Below are 2,880 nucleotides of genomic sequence, written 5' to 3'. Positions count from 1 at the left end.
CTGCGGCTGGGCAGGGCCACCCGGCCGGGCCGCCGGTAGCGGGTACGCGGGGCGGTCGGACGGGACCGGTGCGCCCCACCGCCGCCCAGCACCGCGCGCAACGGGGCGAGGGTGTCGTTGGTGAGGTGACCGGCCCAGACCAGGTCCCAGACGGCGCTGGTCAACGCGGCGTCGTCGGTCGAGCCGACCCGGTCGGCCAGCGGCCGGAAGAACAGCGCCTGCCCCTCGCCGAGCGCCTCCAGCACCGCCTCGTGCAGCGGGGTGAGGGTCAGCGCGTCGTCGATCGGGGGCAGCAGCAGGGGCGCGGTGTCCGCGTACGCCAGGGTGACCCAGCCGTCGCCGCCGGAGATCGCCCCCGAGCCGGCCCAGAACACCTCGCCGCTGGCGCACAGCTCGTCGAGCTGGGCGGGTGAGTAGTCGGCGACCCGGCCCGGCAGCACGAGACGTTCCAGTGCGGACGCCGGCACCGCCGCGCCCTGCAACTGCTCGACGGCCGCGGCGACGGCCTCCACACCGCGCGCCGAGGAGCCGACCTGCTGCCAGCGGGGCAGGAACGCGGCCAGCGCGCGCGGCGGCACCGGCTCGATCTCCCGGCGCAGCGCGGCCAGGGACCGCCGGCGGAGCAGGCGCAGCACCTCGGCGTCACACCACTGGGTGCCCACGGTGTCCGGAGCGAACTCGCCGGAGACGACCCGGCCGGTCGCGGCGAGCCGGCGCAGCGCCTGCTCCACGACGAACACGCCGAGCCCGAAGCGGGCCGCGCAGGTGGTGGCCGCGAACGGGCCGTGGGTGCGGGCGTACCGGGCGACCAGATCGCCGAGGGGATCGGCCACCGGCGCCAGGTACGCCTCGGCGATCCCGACCGGCAGGGCCACCCCAAGGGCATCCCGCAGCCGGGCCGCGTCCTCCACGACGACCCAGCGGTCCTGGCCGGCGATCCGGATCCGTAGGACCCGGCGGGCGGCCTCCAGCCCGGTCAGCCACTCGGCGGGGGCGCCGCGCTCGGCCAGCTCGTCGGCGCTGAGGTCGCCGACCACCCGGAGCAGCTCGACCACGTCCTCGGCGTCGCGGGGGCGTCGCTGGTCGGTGCGCCAGCGCAGCTGCCGTTCGGTCTCGGCGAGCACGGCCGGGTCCAGCAGCTCGCGCAGGTCGACCCGGCCGAGCAGCTCGCCGAGCAGGGCCGAGTCCAGTGCGAGGGCGGCGGCGCGCCGCTCGGCGAGGGGAGCGTCCCCCTCGTAGAGGAACGCGCCCACGTAGCCGAACAGCAGGGACCGGGCGAACGGTGATGGGCGCTCGCTCTCCACCTCGACCAGCCGCACCTTGCGGGCGGCCAGGTCGCGCATCAGCGCGGCCAGGGCGGGCTGGTCGAAGACGTCCTGGAGGCACTCCCGGGCGGCCTCCAGGGTGACCGGGAAGTCGGCGTACTCGCGGGCGACGTCGAGCAGCTGTGCGGCGCGTTGGCGTTGCTGCCACAGCGGCTGGCGGCGGCGCGGGTCGCGGCGGGGCAGCAGCAACGACCGGGCGGCGCACTCCCGGAACCGGGACGCGAACAGCGCGGACGTGCCGACCGACTCCTCCACCAGCTGGGCGATCTCGTCGGGCTCGAAGACCACCACGTCCGCGCCGGGCGGCTCGTCGGCGGTGTCCGGCAGCCGCACCACGATCCCGTCGTCGGAGGGCATCACCTGGGCGTCCACCCCGTACCGCTCGGCGAGCCGCCGGCCGATCGCCAGGGCCCACGGCCCGTTGACCCGGGCGCCGAGGACGCTGTGCACGGCGAGCCGCCAGTCGCCCAGCTCGTCGCGGAACCGCTCCACCACGACCGTGCGGTCGTCGGGGAGCGATCGGGTGGCGGCCTTCTGCTCGCGCAGGTACGCCATCAGGTTGCCGGCGGCCCAGTCGTCCAGCCCGCCCGCACGCAGCGCGGCGACCGCGTCGGCGTCGCTCTGCCGTAGCAGGGCACGGACCCGGGCACCGATGGCCCGCCCCAGCTCCACCGGCCGGCCGAGCTGGTCGCCCTTCCAGAACGGCATCTTCGCTGCCTGGCCGGGGGCGGGGGAGACCAGCACTCGGTCCGGTGTGATCTCCTCGATGCGCCAGGAGGAGGAGCCGAGCAGGAAGACGTCACCCACCCGGGACTCGTAGACCATCTCCTCGTCCAGCTCGCCGACCCGCGCGGCACGCTCCGCGCCGGCCAGGAAGACGCCGAAGAGCCCCCGGTCGGGGATGGTGCCGCCGCTGGTGACCGCCAGCCGTTGCGCGCCGGGACGGCCGGTGAGGGTGTCGGTGGCCCGGTCCCACACCAGCCGGGGCCGCAGCTCGGCGAAGGCGGTGGACGGGTAGCGCCCGGAGAGCATGTCGAGCACCGCGTGCAGCGCCGAGTCGGGCAGCTCGGCGAAGGGCGCGGCCCGCCGGACCAGCACGGCCAGGTCGCCGATCCGCCACGGCTCCAGCGCGACCATGGCGACGATCTGCTGGGCCAGCACGTCGAGGGGGTTGCGCGGGTAGTGCAGCTCCTCGATGGCGCCGCCGCTCATCCGCTCCGCCACCACCGTGCAGGAGAGCAGGTCGCCCCGGTGCTTGGGGAAGACGACGCCCCGGGAGACCGCGCCGACCTGGTGCCCGGCCCGACCGACCCGTTGCAGGCCGGCGGCCACGCTGGGCGGGGCCTCGATCTGCACCACCAGGTCCACGGCGCCCATGTCGATGCCCAGCTCCAGGCTGGAGGTGGCGACCACGGCGGGCAGCTGCCCGGACTTCAGCGCCTCCTCGATGTGCTTGCGCTCCTCGCGGGAGACGCTGCCGTGGTGGGCGCGGGCGATCACCGGCGGCGCGCCGGCCGCCCCGCCCGCCTGCGCCATCATCTCGGCGGGCGTCCGG

At 76.2% G+C, this 2,880-nt stretch carries 1 protein-coding gene; it reads right to left on the bottom strand.

The window, feature by feature from the left end; translation table 11 throughout:
* A partial coding sequence (locus tag AB0I76_RS26670) for a helicase-related protein (RefSeq protein WP_357040916.1) occupies window positions 1–2,880 on the bottom strand: 2,880 nt, incomplete at both ends.

This window comes from Micromonospora sp. NPDC049799 (assembly GCF_040656655.1).
Lineage (GTDB): Bacteria > Actinomycetota > Actinomycetes > Mycobacteriales > Micromonosporaceae > Micromonospora.
The sequence above is the reverse complement of the archived record's forward strand: the minus strand, read 5'-3'. Positions and strand labels throughout refer to the sequence as shown.